The following is a 438-nucleotide window of genomic DNA, read 5'->3' as shown; positions in this document are numbered from 1 at the left end:
GCAGTGCGAAGCCGGTTGAACACGGCGATCTTCAGGGTGGCGGTGGCCTCGGAGACGTTGACGCCGGGGTTGAGCAGCGCCGTCACCAGCCGTTCGGCCTGGGCGCTGTCCTCCGGTGCGGCGACCGTGCCGGTCAGCACGGCGATCTGGCCCGTCGTCGTCACATGGATGTCGGCATCGGGCATCGCGAGCTTCATCATGCGATCGATCGACGTGATGTTCTGGCTGACCAGGACGTTGGCCGAATAGATCACGGCGCCGCTCGCATTCGTCGCGAACACGGTCGCTTCGCCGAATTCCTTGCCGAACAGATGGATCTGGCGCGCGTTGCTGACATAGACGTCGGCAGTGCTCGGGTTGGACACCCACACGTCGGCAACGTCGGACGGAAGGGTGATCAACTCGCCCTGGCCGATCGAGAGCAATACCTGGCGGGTC

The 438-nt window shown here is 64.6% G+C and carries 1 protein-coding gene; it reads right to left on the bottom strand.

Annotation, left to right across the window (positions count from 1 at the left end; genetic code table 11):
- Nucleotides 1-438, bottom strand: a 438-nt coding sequence (locus RAD16_RS41405; protein ID WP_458163735.1) for a pilus assembly protein N-terminal domain-containing protein, incomplete at both ends; no start/stop codon positions are given.

The organism is Bradyrhizobium sp. 18BD (assembly GCF_054185225.1).
The sequence above is the reverse complement of the archived record's forward strand: the minus strand, read 5'-3'. Positions and strand labels throughout refer to the sequence as shown.